The following is a 17026-nucleotide window of genomic DNA, read 5'->3' as shown; positions in this document are numbered from 1 at the left end:
GTTAACCAACCATCATTGAAGCAACTTCTGCCGCTGACGCAATAACTATTCCACCAATTATAATTGGCGCACATTCGCGTAACGTACTGCCACCGAATAGCACCTTATAACCAACCCAGAAAACAGCAATAGTTACTGTAACGACGGCAAGCCCACTTAAACCAGCTTTTACTTTTTCGAGCAAGCCTTCCGCGGCTGAGAACCCATTAGCAAAAGCCGGAGTTGCGAATAAAAAGGCGAACATGGTCAGCAGCTTATTATTAAGCCATTTTTTAATTTTCATAAAGAACCCTTAAATTTAATATCGAATATATTTGCTAGGCATTTCTTCCTCAATGAATGAGGATTTTAATAAACTATCTGGATAAATTACTGCTTCCTTTGACATCTCGATTATTTCCTTAAATCCCCCCCCTTTTTTTTCTTCTTTCGTGCTAGGAACTTTATAAGTTTGTGCATTATTTTTATAACCAATTCTTTCTATATAACTGGTGTTGGCGAACTGTGATTCTTTTTTATTTCCGGTTTCAAAATTTCCGGAGTAATAACAACTGAGTGCATTTTTTAAACTGCCGCCACGCAGATAACAGTCGAGTAATATTTTTTCAAATATTTTAAGATTTTCACACGGATCAAGCATTTCTTCCGCGCTTATATTGTATCCTTTAAAATTTCCGGAATATATTTGCATCAGACCAACTGAATATCTTGCATTATTTTGTTTCAAACGCTCCAAAATTAGCAAAGCATTATTTTTATTGTTTGGTAAATGACTAACTACCTTATCTTTAGATACTATTTCTGCAATCGCGTAGGGATTAAACCCACTTTCTACTTTTGCAATATCATTGATTGTGTCGGGATGTACCGATGCAGCACATAGCAATAAAGACGGAAGTATATTAATCACTGTCATTACCTCCATTTTGTTTAAGTTTGCAGCACTCCATATACCAATTTAACGCATACAGAGCTTGATTTTTCTTTGTTCTTAACGAATCTTTAGCATCACTGATCAAAAACCGATTTAACTCCGCAGGGAGTTTAACCGTCAGGTGCGCCGAGCCATCGTTATCAGTATCATCATTGTTGTTATTCATATCACCTTCGCAAAAAAACGATCCGTAACCGGCTCTTGATAAGATTTCGTTAATATCTCATACACAAAAAAAAGAGCACCTCCCAAAAAGGGAGTTGCTCTTCCTAAGATGCTATCTGAATTTATTTGCTATTCAAAAGTTGGTATAGGGGCATCTTGCTGTTGGTTACGGTGCAGTGCGACTTTAGCGTTCTTACAGTTATCAGAGTCAGATCCGCTTGTCTTACACTCTTGAGATTGCTTTATTGCTTCATCTGGATGATTTCTCCACCAATCAACGGACTTAGTTTCTTCATCACATGCTGATAACAATAACGCAGCAGCAACAATTATTACTCTAAACATTTAAACATTCCTTACTGATAGACAAATGACAAAGTATTCTCATGAAGATAATAGACCGCAGACAAGACGAGCTAACACCCCCAAAAGCACCGCGAGCAACCGCTAATTCCTTTCTTACACCAGATGATGTAATGCCTAAATTTTCTCCAATTTCGTCAGTAGTTTCCCCTAAAGCGTAGCGCACTGCTATCTCACATTGTTGTTGACTTAATTTTTTTCCCTCAAATATTTGAAAATTACGTGATATGTAAGTAGCATTATCCTTAGTCATAGTGACCTCTCATGCAGGTTGTTGTGGTTAGTAGGCGGTCAAAGTAGCCGCTTTGGTCGCCTACGCTGAAAGTTAAAAACCAATCCCTTTCCAGCTTCTCTCTTGTTCACGTTTCATTTTTTTATGTTCTGGTGAATCTCTTGTAATTCCATTCTCTAATGCAAAACCAATATTGTGCTGATGTTCGTGTTTTCTTTCTAATTGCGTGTTTATAGATTTATCATCATGCACATGGGTAATTTCTTTTTTTGCTTCGTTCTTCCGCGATCTATCTACACCCATATTTTCTATATGCCAGTTATTGCGTTTAGTTTCTTTATAGCCTGAAATAGAACCATCATCATTAAACATAGGACTGCGAATCAGCGTAGGATCAAGTTTTTTAATTTTTACTAAACTTCCCTCTCTAAGTTTTTCCCTTTCAAAGTGATTTTTTAAATCTTTACCCCATATTGTAATTTGCTTTCCACCGTTTAAAGTTTCATATGTCAAAAAAGGCGTTCTTTTTCCACCGGATTTATTTTGATATTCAGTTTCACCAAATGCAACCACTTTGTATGTGTTTCTCATACGAGGTCTATTTTCTTTTTGCAGACGTTCTATTTCCTTTTTCCTCTCTGGATCATTTTTATATGTTGCTGTTACGTCATATCCCATTCCCTCAAGCTGGCGACAAAAACCATGCCGAAATCCTCGTGTTTCTGCTTTTGTTAAACGCAATCGTTTTCCTGTTTCTTCATCTCGTAATTTAAAATTCACATGCACATGAGGGTGTTTTTCTTTGTCATCATGATAGACCGCAACAAAAGCATGATTAGGATATTTTTCTTTTAAAAATTCTGTTGTAGCTCTTAACGCATCCTCTTTACTTACATTAGTTTCAGGTGGCGGTGAAAAAACCATATTTTTTACATGATCAATATTTTCTCCACGATATTTTTTGTCGTAATCATTTCCTTTTGAAAGAGTTGCAGTAAACTCTTTATTAAAATCTTTTCCGGCACCAATCTGCTCATTACCATTTCCATCATAACAAAAAGCATCTAACTCTCCATCCCTTGTAATATAATCAATACCGCCTTTAATCCCTCTTGCTGTTTTTCCTGAACCAGTAAATTTAACAGTAACTTCCTTAGACGGTTTCCATGTTGGACTTTGAGGTTTATTACCTGTTTTAACTTTATGATTTAATGCGGAACGGCTGGCATGATTTTGTCGTGATGATATCCGAGATTTAGATTTAGGATCACGCTCATTTCCCCTTGCCTTTTTTCCCCTATATTCTTTTTCAATAAAAATACCCATAAATCACCCGAACCTATTCGCAACACTACTAATCAATAATTCTATTTTTGAATCAATATTCTTACATAAATTGACAACCTCAACTATTTCTCTTCTAAATTCAGGATCATTGACTGTACAAAAACGTTCACCTTTAATAATGAAATGAATATTTCGCCCAATTCTATCAATAGAAGTTGATAGTTTTTTCAATTCATTTAATTCTTGAGGATAAAGACACGTTTCATTTTTCAAACAAGATTGGCGTAAACGTATAGCTATCTCTCTGCTTAAACTCATACCATGCAGTTTTGCATTACGTTCTAACAATACAATTTCATGTGGATACAATGACACTGATACTTGTTTTGACGCTTCATTTTTAACTTCAATTTCAGATAGCACAACATCACAATCTAAAACAGAGTATTTAGCAAATGTATTAACATTATCAAATCCTTTAGCTAACGCATTAACATTAGCTCTTACATAGTCGTCATTACTCAATCTAAAAATAATTTGTTTCATAAAATCACCAGTTAGAGAGCCAGCGGCAGGCTCAGACAAAAACGTGTTTTTGGACAATCTACTGTAAAATGATATCATTTTACAGTAGATTGTCTATCCTGCATTGATGTTACTACACTTATCCATCAAATCCACATCCGAAACAGCCAGTGCCGCTTTGACCCAACAAGGGCAAAAGCAAACGGGGGGCGAAAAGCGCTCGCAAGAGGGCGATTTGAGGTTGTGGAGTTCGTGGGTAAGTGTTTTTTATTTTGACTGGCTCAACGCCGGGTAAAACAAAAAATCTTTTTGGTGTTTACCGTAGCGTTCTTTTGTCTTCGACCGTCCGGCTTTCGAGCCGTTGACAGTTTCGTTAAGGGCAGGCTTTGCAGGGAGGGAGGGGTTCCGTTCCCTTGATTCAGTCCCCCTTTTTTATCGGCAAATCAACATCAGCTTTTTTCTTGGCTTTCGTGGGTTGCCTTACATGCCCTTTAGGGCATAAAAAAACCCCGCATTATAGCGGGGAATTTTCTGCTCTGTGGTTAATGAGATTTTCCTCCTGTTCTTTTGCCTTTATTACTTCATTTATAAAACTTGAGAATTCGGAAAACTTCATAATGGGAATTGTTGTTTTCTCGCCCTTTGCAAGAGATCTTATTGCTGATATCATACGTTCAGACATTTTATTATATTCCTATTACATACAATGTCATTTAGCGTAAGGGTGTACCAGCACCCTCACGCTTTTTTTATTACGCTACGATTTCTTTGATTCGATCTATTTTATAGTCTTTTCCGGCATGAAATTTATTAAAAAACAAACCTGCTTCTTGTTCGTTTTTACCCTCAACAATCATAGTTAAATTAACATGAAGTTGATTTTTATTTTCTGCATGAAATCTAATTTCAAATTTTTTCATTTTTAGATCCCGCCCAGTTTGGGCTTTGGAGGAAAGAGGGTCTATTTCTCTTTCGATGATTTAATTACACCTGCATTTGCAAGTATCGCAGGTTTACTTTTATTTTTCATTTATTAGGATAAACCAAACATTCCACGAAGTGATTCTGTGTAATCACTAATAACACCATCTCCATTACCATGTACAAGTAGAATGTAGCCTAGTTCCTCAACTTCTGGAAAATTTTTTTCTGTTTTATTTCCAGTTAACCGTTTAACTTTCAAAATTGTTAATTCAGTATCACCAATTGCTGATAATATTTTTTCTTTGTTTCTCGTGGTTTTTACTGCAACACATTCTTCGTCACGGACGCAAATAGCTAATTCATTGTTAGATAATATAGAATCTATTAAATTTGTGATAATTACTTTTTCCCTATGCGGTAAGTTTTTCATAAAAAAACCTTAGATAAAAATATTGCCTTTCGATGATTTAATCATACCTGCATTCGCAGGTATTGCAAGTTTATTTCTTCACTATTTCGTATTCAGGGTGTGAACCAGCTAGCAATAATAAATATTTATATTCACCTACCGTTAAAGTTCGAGTTATTTTTCCGGCACTTTCTTTTTGCTGCCATGAATTTAATTGATAGCCGAATATCTCAGCGACCTCTTTCAAAGTTAATCCCGCTGCTATCCTAGCCTGTTTTACTTGTTCTGGAGTTGGTTTATTCTTCATTTAACCCACCATTAGCAATTTCTTGAATACATTCTTTTAAGATACCATCATCAAGCATCATGACTTGCTCAAAATTAAACACGTCATCAAAAACGATTACTCTTTTTGTTTTTCCTTTTTTTTCTTTCACTCTTGTTTTAACGTATTTAATAACCTTAAATTTACGTTCTGATTCATTTTCAACAACAACTATCACATAAGAATGATTACCTTTATTTTTTTTTCTCACAATAGTGCTAGTCATTAACCCTCTCTATTATTAAAAAAATAGCGCCTTTATGCCCTAAAGGGCATGTAAGGCAACCCACGAAAGCCAAGAAAAAAGCTGATGTTGATTTGCCGATAAAAAAGGGGGACTGAATCAAGGGAACGGAACCCCTCCCTCCCTGCAAAGCCTGCCCTTAACGAAACTGTCAACGGCTCGAAAGCCGGACGGTCGAAGACAAAAGAAAAATATTTTTACTCATAATGTTTTCCTAATTATTTAGTAATGATAGTGATAACGACACGATGCTATTTCTAAATTGTTTTCAGTGATTCTATAAACAAGTCTGTGCTCCTCTGTGATTCGCCTCGACCAAAAACCACTGAAATTGTGTTTTAATGGCTCTGGTTTTCCTTTTCCGGTAAATGGCGTTCTTTTGATATCTTTGATTAGGTCGTTAATGCGCTTAACCATTTTTTTATCTGTTTGTTGCCAGTATAGATAATCCTCCCAGGATTCATCTGTAAAAATTAGACTCATTCCTGAATTTCCCTTTTAGTACCTTTGCCATTGTTTAGTGCATCAATAGAATTCATTAAATGACGAGCATTAGCTGGAGAGCGCAAAAGATAGGCTGTTTCTTCTAATGCCTGATATTCATCGTAAGACATGAGAACACAGGGAACACCCTGCTGCCGTGTGATTAAAATAGGAATTCGGTCATCAATACTCTCATTCATGATTGACGTTAAGTTATTACGTACTTCGGTATAGTTTACTGTTTTCATGTGTATATCCTCGTGTTGATATGAACAATTATACACCAGCCTATTAACAAGTACAGATATAAGTACAGTTTTTGTTTTATTTATAACCATCATCTAGAAACGCCGTAAAACGGCCTATATGCAATTCTTATTCTTACTGACAAAGAAACCTTATGAGGATGAGAAAATCTGTTAGCGTGCATTGAGGGACTTAAAAGAATAAAAAATTTTGAAGTGACCGTGACCGCAACGCTCGCCGCAGTCTTTTTCTGAGGCGTACCGCAGGAGCAAAGCGACGAGGAACGAACAGAAAAAGCGAGGAAGCGTAATTTCCGTATTGTCGATATGAGCAGGTACTCCCGAAATTTTAATTTGATCACTCTGAAAGTTTCTCTGAGTTATCCACAACGCCAAAAGGTTAAATAACTTCTTTTTTCTTTTTTTTCTTTAAAACTTAAAAACTTGTGATGATTGTAATTAATTGAAATATAATAATTAATTAATTTTACCATGAGAGGATATGTCACGAACCATGAGAGGATATGTCACGAACCATGAGAGGATATGTCACGAACCATGAGAGGATATGTCACGAACCATGAGAGGATATGTCACGAACCATGAGAGGATATGTCACAATATCCACATAAAAAAGAAAAAATAATCTATATCAGATAGTTAATGGATTTTATTTGTATCTTAGCTGTATCTTAGCTGTATCTTTTGTTTTTCATACGAACCATGAGAGGATATGTCACTGGTTTGTGGAATCGGTAGCTTTCCGCCATTCAACCATGAGAGGATATGTCACGAACCATGAGAGAAAAAAATTGCTTCTCATGTATATGGTGTTATAATCAGGATATGTTTATTGCTACAGTCATTGAGTGATGAAATGAATATATCGAAAAAGACTAAGATTAGACATAGAAATGAATTAAATAAAACGTTGGCACAATTACCATTGCCAGCAAAGAGAGTTGTTTATATGGCTCTAGCTCCTGTTGATAGTAAAAATCCAATAGAGAAAGGTACTGTATTCAGAATAAGAGGTGATGAACTTGCAAAGATTGCTGATATTTCAAAATCAGTTGCATTTAGACAGTTGAAAGAGGGAGCCAAGCAATTAATATCTAGTAGTTTATCGTTAACAGGTGATGATTTAGTTGTTTTAGCTAAAGACTTAGATTTGCCATACACTGAAAAAAATAAACCATCAGATATTGATTTATCAATAACTGATTATTGCGCTTATTTTGATAATGACGGATATTTAGATCTGAAATTTTCTAGAGTTATTGAGCCTTACATATCAAGTCTCATAGGGAAAAAAAATAAATTTACAACACAGTTACTATCATCAAGTGTTAAACTAAGTGGATTGTACTCATCGGCATTATATCAACTGATCAGAAAGAATTATTCAAAATTCAAATCAAAAAATGATTTCTATATAGAAATTAATGATCTCAAGGATGAAATAATAGCTTATGGGTTTAATGAAAATGGAGATATTGAATATAAATATCCAGAATTTCCTATCTTTAGGCGTGATGTCATTAATAAAGCTGTAAAAGAAATAAAAAATAAAACAGAAATAACTCATCTTGAATTTGAAACGAAAAAAGAAGGGCGGCGTGTAGTTGGTGTGACTTTTTATTTTATTGTAAATGAAGATGTCTATTCAGGTATGGATAATGAATTTTCTTCATTTACGGAAGAAGAAAATGAATTTTTTGAAAAAATGGATGGTGCTTTATGAAAAATAATATCTATCATGTTTCTTTTAACAAAAAAGAAAATAATGTTTCTGTAAATGATGATAACTACCACAATGACAATCTACCAAACGGAGATGAAAATTATTTATCACGGATTTCTTTAACGCTTCGTTACGTATTAGCAATAATATTGTATGTGGTCGTGATTGTTCCTTTAAGTATCTTTAGTGCTTTAAAATGGCTGATTTTGTTGATTGGCGGTGTAGTCGCTACAGGGTTGAGTATTTTCTATTTTATGGATTCCGGTTTAAGTGGTTATGTTGTTTGTTTGTGCTGGATTGCTCTAGGAATTACAGGCAACTCTGATATACTACTCAATCACTGGATTGAAAGCAGATACCCATTTAAGCTATTCAAAGTCGCTAAGGGTTAATGTATGCAGCGAACACCAAAAAGATTTTTTGTTTTACCCGGCGTTGAGCCAGTCAAAATAAAAAACACTTACCCACGAACTCCACAACCTCAAATCGCCCTCTTGCGAGCGCTTTTCGCCCCCCGTTTGCTTTTGCCCTTGTTGGGTCAAAGCGGCACTGGCTGTTTCGGATGTGGATTTGATGGATAAGTGTAGTAACATCAATGCAGGATAGACAATCTACTGTAAAATGATATCATTTTACAGTAGATTGTCCAAAAACACGTTTTTGTCTGAGCCTGCCGCTGGCTCTATTTTTTAGGGGTAATTGTATGTTTTTCACAAATAAAAAAAAATCAGATGATGAGTATGTGAGGGTGGGAAAGAATGAATTCTTAGTCTTTTTTGCAAATGATTGTTTTACAGCTAAACCATTGTTGGCTGATAAACAGCAAGAAATTTATACTTATCTTAAAAATGAAATTAAAAGTAACTATCAGGTTTTACCAAAGGTCAGGTTACTTGAATTTTTGAATCCTGTCGGTGATATTGATGAACAAAAACGTCTTATTCTTGAAATCCAAAATATAACAACTGATATCATCATTATTAATGATGATAGAAATGTTATAGCAGTGATTTTGATTGAGCCTACCACCAGAACAGCGTTCTACGAAAAAAAATTAAGTTATACAGAAAGAATTTGTGAGTTAGTAAATGTTAAATTTACCATCTTAAAAGATGTGATTGATATAGAAACCAATGGTGTGATATCAGAATATTTAAAAGAGGACTAATAAATTAATCCTCTAATGATAATCGCCTTAAATACTAATACATTAATACATTAATCCATTGAATCATAGGCATCTTTTAGGTTATCTAGAAGCTTACTCACTGCCCGAAAACCGTCAGGATCATTTCGAGCAACCAATATCAATTCGATAATATCTTCGGCAAGTAATTCATGTTTTCCTGAGCATTTTTTGATCATGTGAATGAGTTTTTCTTTAGTTTCTTGAGTTACAGAACTACGGGCAAATTGATATCTGTTATTATTAAGTCCTTTGAGATAAATACTCATATTGTGACCTTTGTTATGTGTTTTTCAAATATTGGAGTCTACTTTAGTTTTCAACATAATAGTCTTTACGGCCAGAACGGTTCTAAAATCCAGCTAGCTATCAACTGACGCGCTTTCTTATCTAGGAGTGATGCTGCTTTTATCAAATCAAATTCAAACGTATATTGTTGCGTCCAGATAGATATAAAAAATTGAGCAAGTATTATTTCACTATGACTCATTAATTTTTTTTCGTTCTCCCACAATATCATTTTTAATTCACGGCGTTGCCAGTCCCATAACCCCGCTAAACGGGGATATTCACTAACCATTTCTGCAAATCTTGCCTGCTCTGGGGATAGGTTTATTTTGTTTAGATTCATCTTATTTATTTCCCTACTATATCACTTTTTTCATAATACCATATTCGTATATAATTTGGTTTTAAATAACCTAAACGTCCTTTTTCTTCTATTGTCATTAAGGTTTCGATGTTTATAATTTGAATGTGATCTTTATTACTGTTTAACCAGTCATCAATTTTTTCTTGTGTTGTTCGCGGTACATCATGACTAATATCTTTGTATCTTACTTTCATTTCATCACCTCAATTAGATATGCGCTTTGTTGTTTCCGTTTATGTCGTCTATTTATTTCGGGGGTTTTTCACCACGCAGCAAATAAGCTGGATATAAAATTCATGATCTGCAATCATAAGCTACAGATTTACGATGCCTGTTGAAAAGCCAAATACCCCACATTTGTCATTAGTTGCCTCCTATGTACCCAACATATAACATCCCGCTTTTTAACTGGGGTATTGCGACCAATTCAGCGAAATTTTCCATAGCGGGCTAATTTAGGCGAACAATGTATTTCCCAGTTCATCTTCATCGTCACCAAGCCCATTTGTGGAATTCATTTCATTACCTCTATTAGATATTTAGCTTTATCGCTTGGAGATAAGGACTCAAAAGCCAGTAATGAAGCTCGTAAAATAGTAATACGTTTCTTGCCTAACCCGTTTGTAAGTCCGTCCAAACGGGTTAGAGTTTCCTCATCCATTCGAAAACCAACCATTACGGACTCTGGTTTTTTTGTGGGTTTTTTATCGCCTTGCGCAATAAACTCATTGACTGTTTTTTCTTCTGACAGCTTAATTACGGGAGCATGTTTTTTCAGTTTAGAAATGAAGCTGTTATCCATAATAATCTCTTTATTTGCTAATCATTGACTAATCATAATTGATTAATCAATGATTGTCAAAGTCAATGATTAATCATTGATTATCTTTTGATAACTCTATTATTTCATTAAATAAAAGTTCAAGTTGTGCTTTTGCTGTGCCAACATTTTTTCCCTTGAGTTCGTGAACCCCTAAACCATCGTTAATGGCCTTAATAAACGCTTTCAGAGCGGAAATTCGGGTTTTAAATGGAGTAAGAAGTAACGGATCTTCTTTGAGGTATTGAGCGACTTTGCTAGCATCATTGTTAAATGAAGATGTAGGACAGCGATTTAATAGTGTAAATGCTTTTAGATTAGGATTTTCCCTTTTTGCCTCTGTTACGATAGCCGATAGTTTATTTAGTGTAACCACTTCAAGCATCACTTCAGGATTAACCGGCGCAATAAAAAAATCGGCAACAAGTAAGGAACTACGAAGTTCAACACTATCATGTCCGGCAGTATCAACTAGGATCACATCTGTGATGCCATGTAATTTCTCTATTTCTTTATGAATATTGCTACCATAACAGGACATGATAGTAATATTTGGCACTGATTGCTCATTTCTAAAGTTTTGCCATGTGTCCAGATCTTTGTTTTTGTCCGTTCTAACCAGTACAACGGACGCTGTTTTTTGTTGTAGCATGACAGCAGCATTCGCCGCGATAGTTGTTTTTCCTACACCGCCTTTATTTGAACCAAAAACAATAATCATTGCTTAATCTCCTGTGATCTTCTAATGAATAATCATAAATGATATATCTTTGATTAATCATAGTTGATTAATCTTTGAGATGTCAATAAAAGAAAATCATTGATTAATCTATTTTGATTAATCAATGGTTAACATAGAAATAAAAAAACAAGAGTCACCAAAACAGGGGGCTTTAACGCAAAAATGGCCTGAAATTATTTGTGTTAATTATTTGTTAAAAGAATGGCAGGGAATGAGAAATTTGGTGATCGGTTATCTTTGGTAATTTTTGAGTTTTGCCGGGCAATCAGGTGATCTTTTGCGGGCTTACTGGTGCTGTGACGTTGTAACCGCGAAAAGATTGGCTAAAGTGGGCGATTTAACATAACTGTTCATTAGAGGGGTGCGCTACGCAATTAAAATTTTAAACATGTTGTAACTAAATTAGTTCAACTAATTTGATGCGATCGCAGCTGATAACCGCACTGGCCATCTAGAAAATAGTGGCGCCGGTGTTTCAGTGTTTTTTTATTTTACAATTAGTTATCGGGATTGATTAAGAAAAAAAGTAGTTTAGAATTTTTGAATGATATAAAATATTTAGTGCGCTACGTGAAATCTTAAAAAATAGCAGGGGCATTACCCATCAGATTTTACGTACACGCACCAATTCACTAACAACCAAATCAGCCCCCTGCGCTGTTATGTGGATTCCGTCAGCAGTCCTGACCGTGATCCCCTGTATTTTTTCGCTGTATTTCATCCCTAGTAGTTTTCTCATATCAATAGTAGCAATACCCTGATTATTTGCTGCGGCTTTTATTGCTGTTCTTGTGTTATTCAAAAGGGTATTTTTTTGATTATTTTCTAATGTAGGTGGTAAAACCCAAACGATATTTTTATTTTGTTGCTTTATTTTTTTTATGAAATTTTCAATTTTTAATTGATATGTGTGTATATCTTTTTTTTGAATGTGGTCGTTTGTTCCTAATACTATATAAATAGTGTCATAACTGCGTAAATCAATTTCATTTATGTAATTTTGCCAATCTAATAATGTCTGTGAATTTAAGCCTGTACTTTCTAAAAATTTAGCATCTATAGGCGCGATTTTTTTGTAGCTGATAGCCAACGGATAAGTAAGAGAATCACCTATAAAAAGAGGCTTGCTATTCCCTATTAAGGGAATAGCAATTAATAATGATGATAAAAATTTACTGATTGTTTTCATTTTTATCATCAATTAAATATTGATCCAATGAATGACCATCATTTATAAGAGATTGCAACCCTTTTTTCATTCTGCCAATACCTGACCATGTATCAATCTCTCCTGTTGTTGGGTCGGTGAAGCGATATTTAGGGGCTTTGTTTTTTTTACTTTTCCGTATTTTTCTTGTTTCTGCCGTCACTGGTTCAGATAATGACTCAATACTAAATCCCATTTCTTCAATCAGCTTAATTGCCTTTTGTCTTTTATTTTCACGTTCTTCTGCTTCCAATTTTGCAAGTTCAAATGCTTCACGCTTTTCTTCAACAATGCCTTTTAGTTTATTGCAAACATCTTCTAGCCACTCAAAATCTTTTGTTTGTGCAAATCTTCGTAAGCTAGTTAACCCGCTAAGATGATTAGAAGTGATTTGATATTCTTCATCTTTTGTTAATTCTTTCATTTCATACCTCATTTATTGAAATAATCATTACCTAACTTAGTAAAGTATAGTTACTTTTTTCTTTCTGGAAAACCTAGTTTTCCAGTTTTTCTATCCTCTAAGATAAGTTCCGTATCAAAAGGTTTACCTGCTTTTGATTTAAATCCTTTAATCAGATTTGATTTTCCATCCTTGATAATTTTTTCCACCTGATTTTGTGTTAATTTTTTACCGCAAAATTCAGACCATATTTTAAACTCACAACCAGCACAAAAAAATCCTTTTGGTCTGATCAATATTTCATTATTACATGTAGGGCACATTACGTTTAAACGAGATATAGCCCCCTCATTTTGTTTTTCTGTTACAGGCTGACCATTTTTATCAGGGAAAGTGGTTTTACATTCAGGATAGCATGAGCAGCCCCAAAAGAAACCATTTTGACTTTTACGTCTGCGCAAAAAACCAGTATTACAAACAGGACATAATGCGGAATTTGATGAAATGTTAATACCATTTTTATCAAGATTACTGATAAGATCACTGATATAATAATCTGTTTCTTCAATAAAATCAGATACAGCAAGTTCACCATTTTTTATTTTAGACTGTTTTTCAGCCCACAGAGCAGATATATCTGGTTTTGTAACTTCATCCGGTAAAGCAGCACAAAACTCCTGACCTTGCTTTGTCGTTTTCCAGACAAGCTCTGAATAGCCTTTTTCTTTCTCGATTGAAATTAAGCCGGTATTAGCCGCCAATTTATCAAGAATGCCAGCCCTGGTTGCTTCCGTTCCTATACTGCCCTGATCTGTGCTTCCCTCATCTTTTGCTTCAAGAGCTTTCCGTAATCCCTGATCATCTATGAATTTAGCAGCGCGGGTCATTGCTGCAAGCAATGTTGATTCCGTAAAATATTTTGGCGGTAATGCCGGTTTTTTGTCCACAAAAGCAGATTCACATAAACCATCATCATTAAATTTCAGTGTTGATAAATCAAAATCTACTTTAGCGTTATCTTCATCATCATTATCTTTACCTAATGATTCCCAACCTTTTTGCACTAACCCGCTTTGCGTTGCTGTAAATGTATTGCCCTTTATATCAAAATGTACTTTGGTTTTATCACGTATTGCATCCGGATAAAATAAACCGATGTAGTAAATTGAAACAAGGCGATATACATTTTTTTCTTTTTCTGTTAACTGGATATTTGCACCGTTTTTAGTGGTTGGCACAATAGCATGATGTGCTTCAATTTTTTTTGCATTGAAAGCCTTATGTTTTTGTCCTTTATCCATTTCAGCCGCCGCCGCCACTAATTCCGGCATTGTAGCACTGATAGCAGCAGCGATATCACCCGCCTGATAATAATGCTCATCAGACAAATAACGGTTATCCGTGCGCGGATATGTCAACAGTTTATGTGTTTCATATAAACCCTGCATAATATCTAACGTTTCTTTAGCCGTATAGCCGAATCGTTTTGCACAAATTTGCTGTAAAGTTGAAAGATTAAGCGGCATAGGCGGTTTGGTATTTTCTGTATTTGTTGCAGCAATAGTAACTTTAGCATCTTTGCCTGAAACTGTTTCTGCTATATGCCGCGCTTGAACATCAGAAATTAAACGTCTTTTATCATCAATCTGGTTATTGTCAGTCGTTTGATATTTAGCCTTAATTCGATGCCCGTTCACCTGAATTGAAGCGTAAATGTCATAATAAAAACTTTCATTGTGGTTCTGATTCGCTAGGGTTCTCATATTTACTAATCCGAGCACTGCACTTTGTACACGACCTACGTTTAAAACGCCCTGATAGCCTTTTTCCTGACCTTTTAAAGTACAGCCACGGGTAAGATTATAACCGAAACTTTGATCGAGTAGGGCGCGGGATAATGCACTATTTGACATACCCCGAAACTTTTCATTTGGTTGCATATTAGCCAGTGATTTTTGTACCGGCGCTAAATTAAGATCTGCAATTAAAAGGCGTTCAACCGGCTTAGTGTTACGCGCATAACCTAAAATTTCATCAACCAGTAAACAGCCTTCTTCATCCGGATCGCCAGCATGTACAATACTTTTAGCCTGTTCAATTAGAGACAAAATAATTTTTGTCTGATCCGCTGATTCTTTTTTGACTTTATAGGTAGGCGGAAAAATAGTTTTGATAGGCAAATCACTGAAACGCCAGCTTGCATATTTTTCATCATAATCTTGAGGATCGCTAAGTTCGAGCATGTGACCATAACACCAAGTTACAACGTTAGAGCCATGTTGAAAATAACCGTTTTTCTTTTCTGTGCTAGGGTTTCCACCAAGCCCTTCAAAAATGGCTTTTGCTAATGACGGTTTTTCTGCAATAAAAAGTTTCATAAATTCACCTCATTTGAAATTAAATTCAAGGTTAAGATCTAAAATTATAATTACCGTTTAAAAGGCGGGACTAACCCCGCCATTGATTTTTTACCAACGGTTGAATCATTCCTCGCTATTTTTTACTTTGTTACTATATCTTTTAGATAAATCCAAAATGAAACATCCTAGTATGAATTTTTTTATACCTAATAAATAACGAAAAAGCAAAGACATCAGAACAAAAGACAAAAACAATTGAAGTAAAGGAGTAATATTAACATTTATTAATGTTAATATTGTGATAGCCAAATCAACGTTTATATATTTTATCATTTCAGGCTGATATATCAGATATGCCACACATGATAAAAAAAATATTTTTGGCAAAACAAGTACCACAGTCATAATTTCATTTAGAATGTCCAATATAAATGAACAGCCCCCCAATAAAAAATCAATCAATAACTCTTTTTTTTCATTTGAAATCATTTTCTAATCCTTATCTAAAGTTAATGCCGTTTATTTTTTACATAAAAACCAATAATAAAAAAGAAAATACTCAGTAACAAAGCTAAAAAAAACATACCAAACATAAAATCAAACATAATCCCCCCAAAAAAAATTCAGCATATAACATGATAATGCTATCTAATATGGTAGTGACCAAAATACATTTCCGGAAAACTGAGTGTTAATTCAAACGAGTTATTTTCTTTTGTTGCATCACTCATACCGTATTTTTCAAGAAACAGCATCATATCTTCATTGATGTTTTCCTTATCAATGAATAACGATACGTAAATATTCACCTGAGTTAAATTTCTCTCTGAGTTCTGCACTCTCTTTTGTGATAATAATTTTATCAACTGATAATAAATCATGGTCATTTAATATTGATTTATTTAGTCTCTTTATCTCATTGTAATTTAACATTTTATGCCTCTGATTAAAAACCCATTTTTAAATTAGATATGTATTTTTAACTAGGTAGAGTGAACTCTACCTTAGTTCTATCATTACCACCCTATGCTAATCCCAGCTCCAAATACTGCACTATCTGAATTATTCCAGCTAGTTGAGGCTCTGATATTAACAGAGTCACTTAATTTACGTTGCATTCCTAATGCAACAGCACTTCCATTTTTATATTGCCCCAACCCAACTCCAAAACTAAATATTGAATTATTTACATATGGAATGTTACTCATTGCGGCAACACTGGCAATTCCCGCATTCGATTGTTTTTCAATTCGTTCAATTTTATTATTGAGATAATTAATCTTTTGATCTCCATATGAACGTAATTCATTGAAACGCCAATCGGTATAATTATTCGCGCTGGCTAACGTTTTTTGATCTCCTGAAATACGTTCATTACGTTCGATATTGATTCTATTATTTAATTGACCATCTAAGACCATTCGTGCCGCCTGTTCTCCTGCGATCAGTTGGTCAGTGCGGGTGTTGCTGTCGGTGATGGCCTGTGTGCGTTCATTGCGCTCAACGCTGAGGCCAGATGCCAAGTTTCTATTGGTTGCATCAATGTTGCCCTGCAATTTTTTGTTCGCCGCGTCCCGCGTCGTCCGTTCGCCTGCGATCAGTTGGTCAGTGCGGGTGTTGCTGTCGGTGATGGCCTGTGTGCGTTCATTGCGCTCAACGCTGAGGCCAGATGCCAAGTTTCTATTGGTTGCATCAATGTTGCCCTGCAATTTTTTGTTCGCCGCGTCCCGCGTCGTCCGTTCGCCTGCGATCAGTTGGTCAGTGCGGGTGTTGCTG

General features: G+C 35.1%; 28 protein-coding genes. 4 read left to right on the top strand and 24 right to left on the bottom strand.

All coding sequences use genetic code 11. The annotated features are described in order from the left end of the window. Position 1: 1 nt before the first annotated feature. The 14 genes from AAC854_RS12650 to yefM form a co-directional block, all read right to left on the bottom strand. Positions 2–283: a TrbC/VirB2 family protein gene (locus tag AAC854_RS12650; RefSeq protein ID WP_340617411.1), complete on the bottom strand. Its 282-nt coding sequence runs from the start codon at positions 281–283 to the stop codon at positions 2–4. A gap of 15 nt (positions 284–298) precedes the next feature. Further along, a complete protein-coding gene (locus AAC854_RS12645; protein ID WP_340617410.1) occupies positions 299–916 on the bottom strand; it encodes a lytic transglycosylase domain-containing protein in 618 nt (205 codons plus the stop codon). Beyond that, the gene (locus AAC854_RS12640; protein ID WP_340617409.1) at positions 903–1100 is read right to left on the bottom strand and encodes a hypothetical protein; all 198 of its coding nucleotides are present in this window, start codon (positions 1098–1100) and stop codon (positions 903–905) included. Before AAC854_RS12640 ends, AAC854_RS12645 begins: the two co-directional genes overlap by 14 nt. Positions 1101–1228: 128 nt before the next feature. Next, positions 1229–1444, bottom strand: coding sequence for an EexN family lipoprotein (locus tag AAC854_RS12635; protein ID WP_340617408.1), 216 nt, complete (start codon positions 1442–1444; stop codon positions 1229–1231). After that, complete coding sequence (locus tag AAC854_RS12630; protein WP_340617407.1) at positions 1437–1715, bottom strand: helix-turn-helix transcriptional regulator; 279 nt, start codon at positions 1713–1715, stop codon at positions 1437–1439. The genes AAC854_RS12635 and AAC854_RS12630 overlap by 8 nt, the downstream gene beginning before the upstream one ends. A gap of 72 nt (positions 1716–1787) precedes the next feature. After that, the gene (gene mobP1 / locus AAC854_RS12625; RefSeq protein ID WP_340617406.1) at positions 1788–3020 is read right to left on the bottom strand and encodes a MobP1 family relaxase; all 1233 of its coding nucleotides are present in this window, start codon (positions 3018–3020) and stop codon (positions 1788–1790) included. Positions 3021–3023: 3 nt separating this feature from the next. Further along, a complete protein-coding gene (gene ddp1, locus AAC854_RS12620) occupies positions 3024–3527 on the bottom strand; it encodes a DNA distortion polypeptide 1 (protein ID WP_340617405.1) in 504 nt (167 codons plus the stop codon). A 493-nt stretch (positions 3528–4020) separates the two neighbouring features. Beyond that, positions 4021–4188 carry a hypothetical protein gene (locus AAC854_RS12615; RefSeq protein ID WP_340617404.1) on the bottom strand — a complete coding sequence of 56 codons (168 nt, stop codon included), beginning with the start codon at positions 4186–4188 and terminating at the stop codon, positions 4021–4023. 70 nt (positions 4189–4258) lie between these two features. After that, complete coding sequence (locus tag AAC854_RS12610; RefSeq protein ID WP_340617403.1) at positions 4259–4426, bottom strand: hypothetical protein; 168 nt, start codon at positions 4424–4426, stop codon at positions 4259–4261. Positions 4427–4539: 113 nt separating this feature from the next. Continuing rightward, entirely contained in the window at positions 4540–4860 is a 321-nt protein-coding gene (locus tag AAC854_RS12605) for a hypothetical protein (RefSeq protein ID WP_340617402.1), read from the bottom strand. Between the two features lie 70 nt (positions 4861–4930). Next, positions 4931–5146, bottom strand: a complete 216-nt coding sequence (locus AAC854_RS12600; RefSeq protein WP_340617401.1) for a hypothetical protein — start codon at positions 5144–5146, stop codon at positions 4931–4933. After that, entirely contained in the window at positions 5136–5390 is a 255-nt protein-coding gene (locus AAC854_RS12595; RefSeq protein ID WP_340617400.1) for a hypothetical protein, read from the bottom strand. The genes AAC854_RS12600 and AAC854_RS12595 overlap by 11 nt, the downstream gene beginning before the upstream one ends. A gap of 240 nt (positions 5391–5630) precedes the next feature. Beyond that, positions 5631–5891 carry a Txe/YoeB family addiction module toxin gene (locus AAC854_RS12590; RefSeq protein ID WP_340617399.1) on the bottom strand — a complete coding sequence of 87 codons (261 nt, stop codon included), beginning with the start codon at positions 5889–5891 and terminating at the stop codon, positions 5631–5633. After that, complete coding sequence (yefM, locus tag AAC854_RS12585) at positions 5888–6139, bottom strand: YoeB-YefM toxin-antitoxin system antitoxin YefM (protein WP_340617398.1); 252 nt, start codon at positions 6137–6139, stop codon at positions 5888–5890. The genes AAC854_RS12590 and yefM overlap by 4 nt, the downstream gene beginning before the upstream one ends. An 850-nt stretch (positions 6140–6989) precedes the next feature. On the opposite strand from yefM, the gene AAC854_RS12580 reads away from it, so the two are divergent. The 3 genes from AAC854_RS12580 to AAC854_RS12570 all read left to right on the top strand — a co-directional run bounded on the left by AAC854_RS12580 (position 6990) and on the right by AAC854_RS12570 (position 9048). Then, positions 6990–7880, top strand: a complete 891-nt coding sequence (locus AAC854_RS12580) for a replication initiation protein (RefSeq protein ID WP_340617397.1) — start codon at positions 6990–6992, stop codon at positions 7878–7880. Continuing rightward, a complete protein-coding gene (locus AAC854_RS12575) occupies positions 7877–8272 on the top strand; it encodes a hypothetical protein (protein WP_340617396.1) in 396 nt (131 codons plus the stop codon). Before AAC854_RS12580 ends, AAC854_RS12575 begins: the two co-directional genes overlap by 4 nt. A 311-nt stretch (positions 8273–8583) precedes the next feature. Next, entirely contained in the window at positions 8584–9048 is a 465-nt protein-coding gene (locus AAC854_RS12570; RefSeq protein ID WP_340617395.1) for a DUF2726 domain-containing protein, read from the top strand. A gap of 50 nt (positions 9049–9098) precedes the next feature. Here the strand turns inward: AAC854_RS12570 and AAC854_RS12565 are convergent, their stop codons facing one another. The 5 genes from AAC854_RS12565 to AAC854_RS12545 form a co-directional block, all read right to left on the bottom strand. Continuing rightward, entirely contained in the window at positions 9099–9335 is a 237-nt protein-coding gene (locus tag AAC854_RS12565; RefSeq protein ID WP_340617394.1) for a hypothetical protein, read from the bottom strand. A 65-nt stretch (positions 9336–9400) separates the two neighbouring features. Next, entirely contained in the window at positions 9401–9697 is a 297-nt protein-coding gene (locus AAC854_RS12560) for a hypothetical protein (RefSeq protein ID WP_340617393.1), read from the bottom strand. A 5-nt stretch (positions 9698–9702) separates the two neighbouring features. Further along, positions 9703–9912 carry a hypothetical protein gene (locus AAC854_RS12555; RefSeq protein ID WP_340617392.1) on the bottom strand — a complete coding sequence of 70 codons (210 nt, stop codon included), beginning with the start codon at positions 9910–9912 and terminating at the stop codon, positions 9703–9705. A gap of 320 nt (positions 9913–10232) precedes the next feature. Next, entirely contained in the window at positions 10233–10520 is a 288-nt protein-coding gene (locus AAC854_RS12550; RefSeq protein ID WP_340617391.1) for a plasmid stability/partitioning protein, read from the bottom strand. Between the two features lie 73 nt (positions 10521–10593). Continuing rightward, on the bottom strand, positions 10594–11259 hold the full coding sequence (locus AAC854_RS12545) for an AAA family ATPase (protein WP_340617390.1): 666 nt from the start codon (positions 11257–11259) through the stop codon (positions 10594–10596). A 124-nt stretch (positions 11260–11383) separates the two neighbouring features. Here AAC854_RS12545 and AAC854_RS12540 point away from each other — a divergent pair, with 124 nt between their 5' ends. Continuing rightward, positions 11384–11524, top strand: a complete 141-nt coding sequence (locus AAC854_RS12540; protein WP_340617389.1) for a hypothetical protein — start codon at positions 11384–11386, stop codon at positions 11522–11524. Between the two features lie 360 nt (positions 11525–11884). On the opposite strand, the gene AAC854_RS12535 is transcribed toward AAC854_RS12540, so the two are convergent. The 5 genes from AAC854_RS12535 to AAC854_RS12515 all read right to left on the bottom strand — a co-directional run. Next, positions 11885–12469, bottom strand: a complete 585-nt coding sequence (locus tag AAC854_RS12535) for a DUF459 domain-containing protein (RefSeq protein ID WP_340617388.1) — start codon at positions 12467–12469, stop codon at positions 11885–11887. Continuing rightward, positions 12453–12911, bottom strand: coding sequence for an H-NS histone family protein (locus AAC854_RS12530; protein WP_340617387.1), 459 nt, complete (start codon positions 12909–12911; stop codon positions 12453–12455). The genes AAC854_RS12535 and AAC854_RS12530 overlap by 17 nt, the downstream gene beginning before the upstream one ends. 50 nt (positions 12912–12961) lie before the next feature. Next, the gene (locus AAC854_RS12525) at positions 12962–15268 is read right to left on the bottom strand and encodes a type IA DNA topoisomerase (protein ID WP_340617386.1); all 2307 of its coding nucleotides are present in this window, start codon (positions 15266–15268) and stop codon (positions 12962–12964) included. A 105-nt stretch (positions 15269–15373) separates the two neighbouring features. Beyond that, positions 15374–15739 (bottom strand): hypothetical protein, encoded by a 366-nt coding sequence (locus tag AAC854_RS12520; protein WP_340617385.1) that lies wholly within the window; start codon positions 15737–15739, stop codon positions 15374–15376. A 527-nt stretch (positions 15740–16266) separates the two neighbouring features. Continuing rightward, positions 16267–17026 (bottom strand): YadA-like family protein (locus AAC854_RS12515; RefSeq protein ID WP_340617384.1); only part of this gene is annotated, 760 nt, incomplete at its 5' end.

The sequence above is a fragment of the Xenorhabdus entomophaga genome (assembly GCF_037996725.1).
In the GTDB taxonomy this organism is placed as follows: Bacteria; Pseudomonadota; Gammaproteobacteria; order Enterobacterales; family Enterobacteriaceae; genus Xenorhabdus; species Xenorhabdus khoisanae.
Note: the sequence above shows the minus strand (reverse complement) of the source record. Positions and strands in the feature narration are given on the sequence as shown.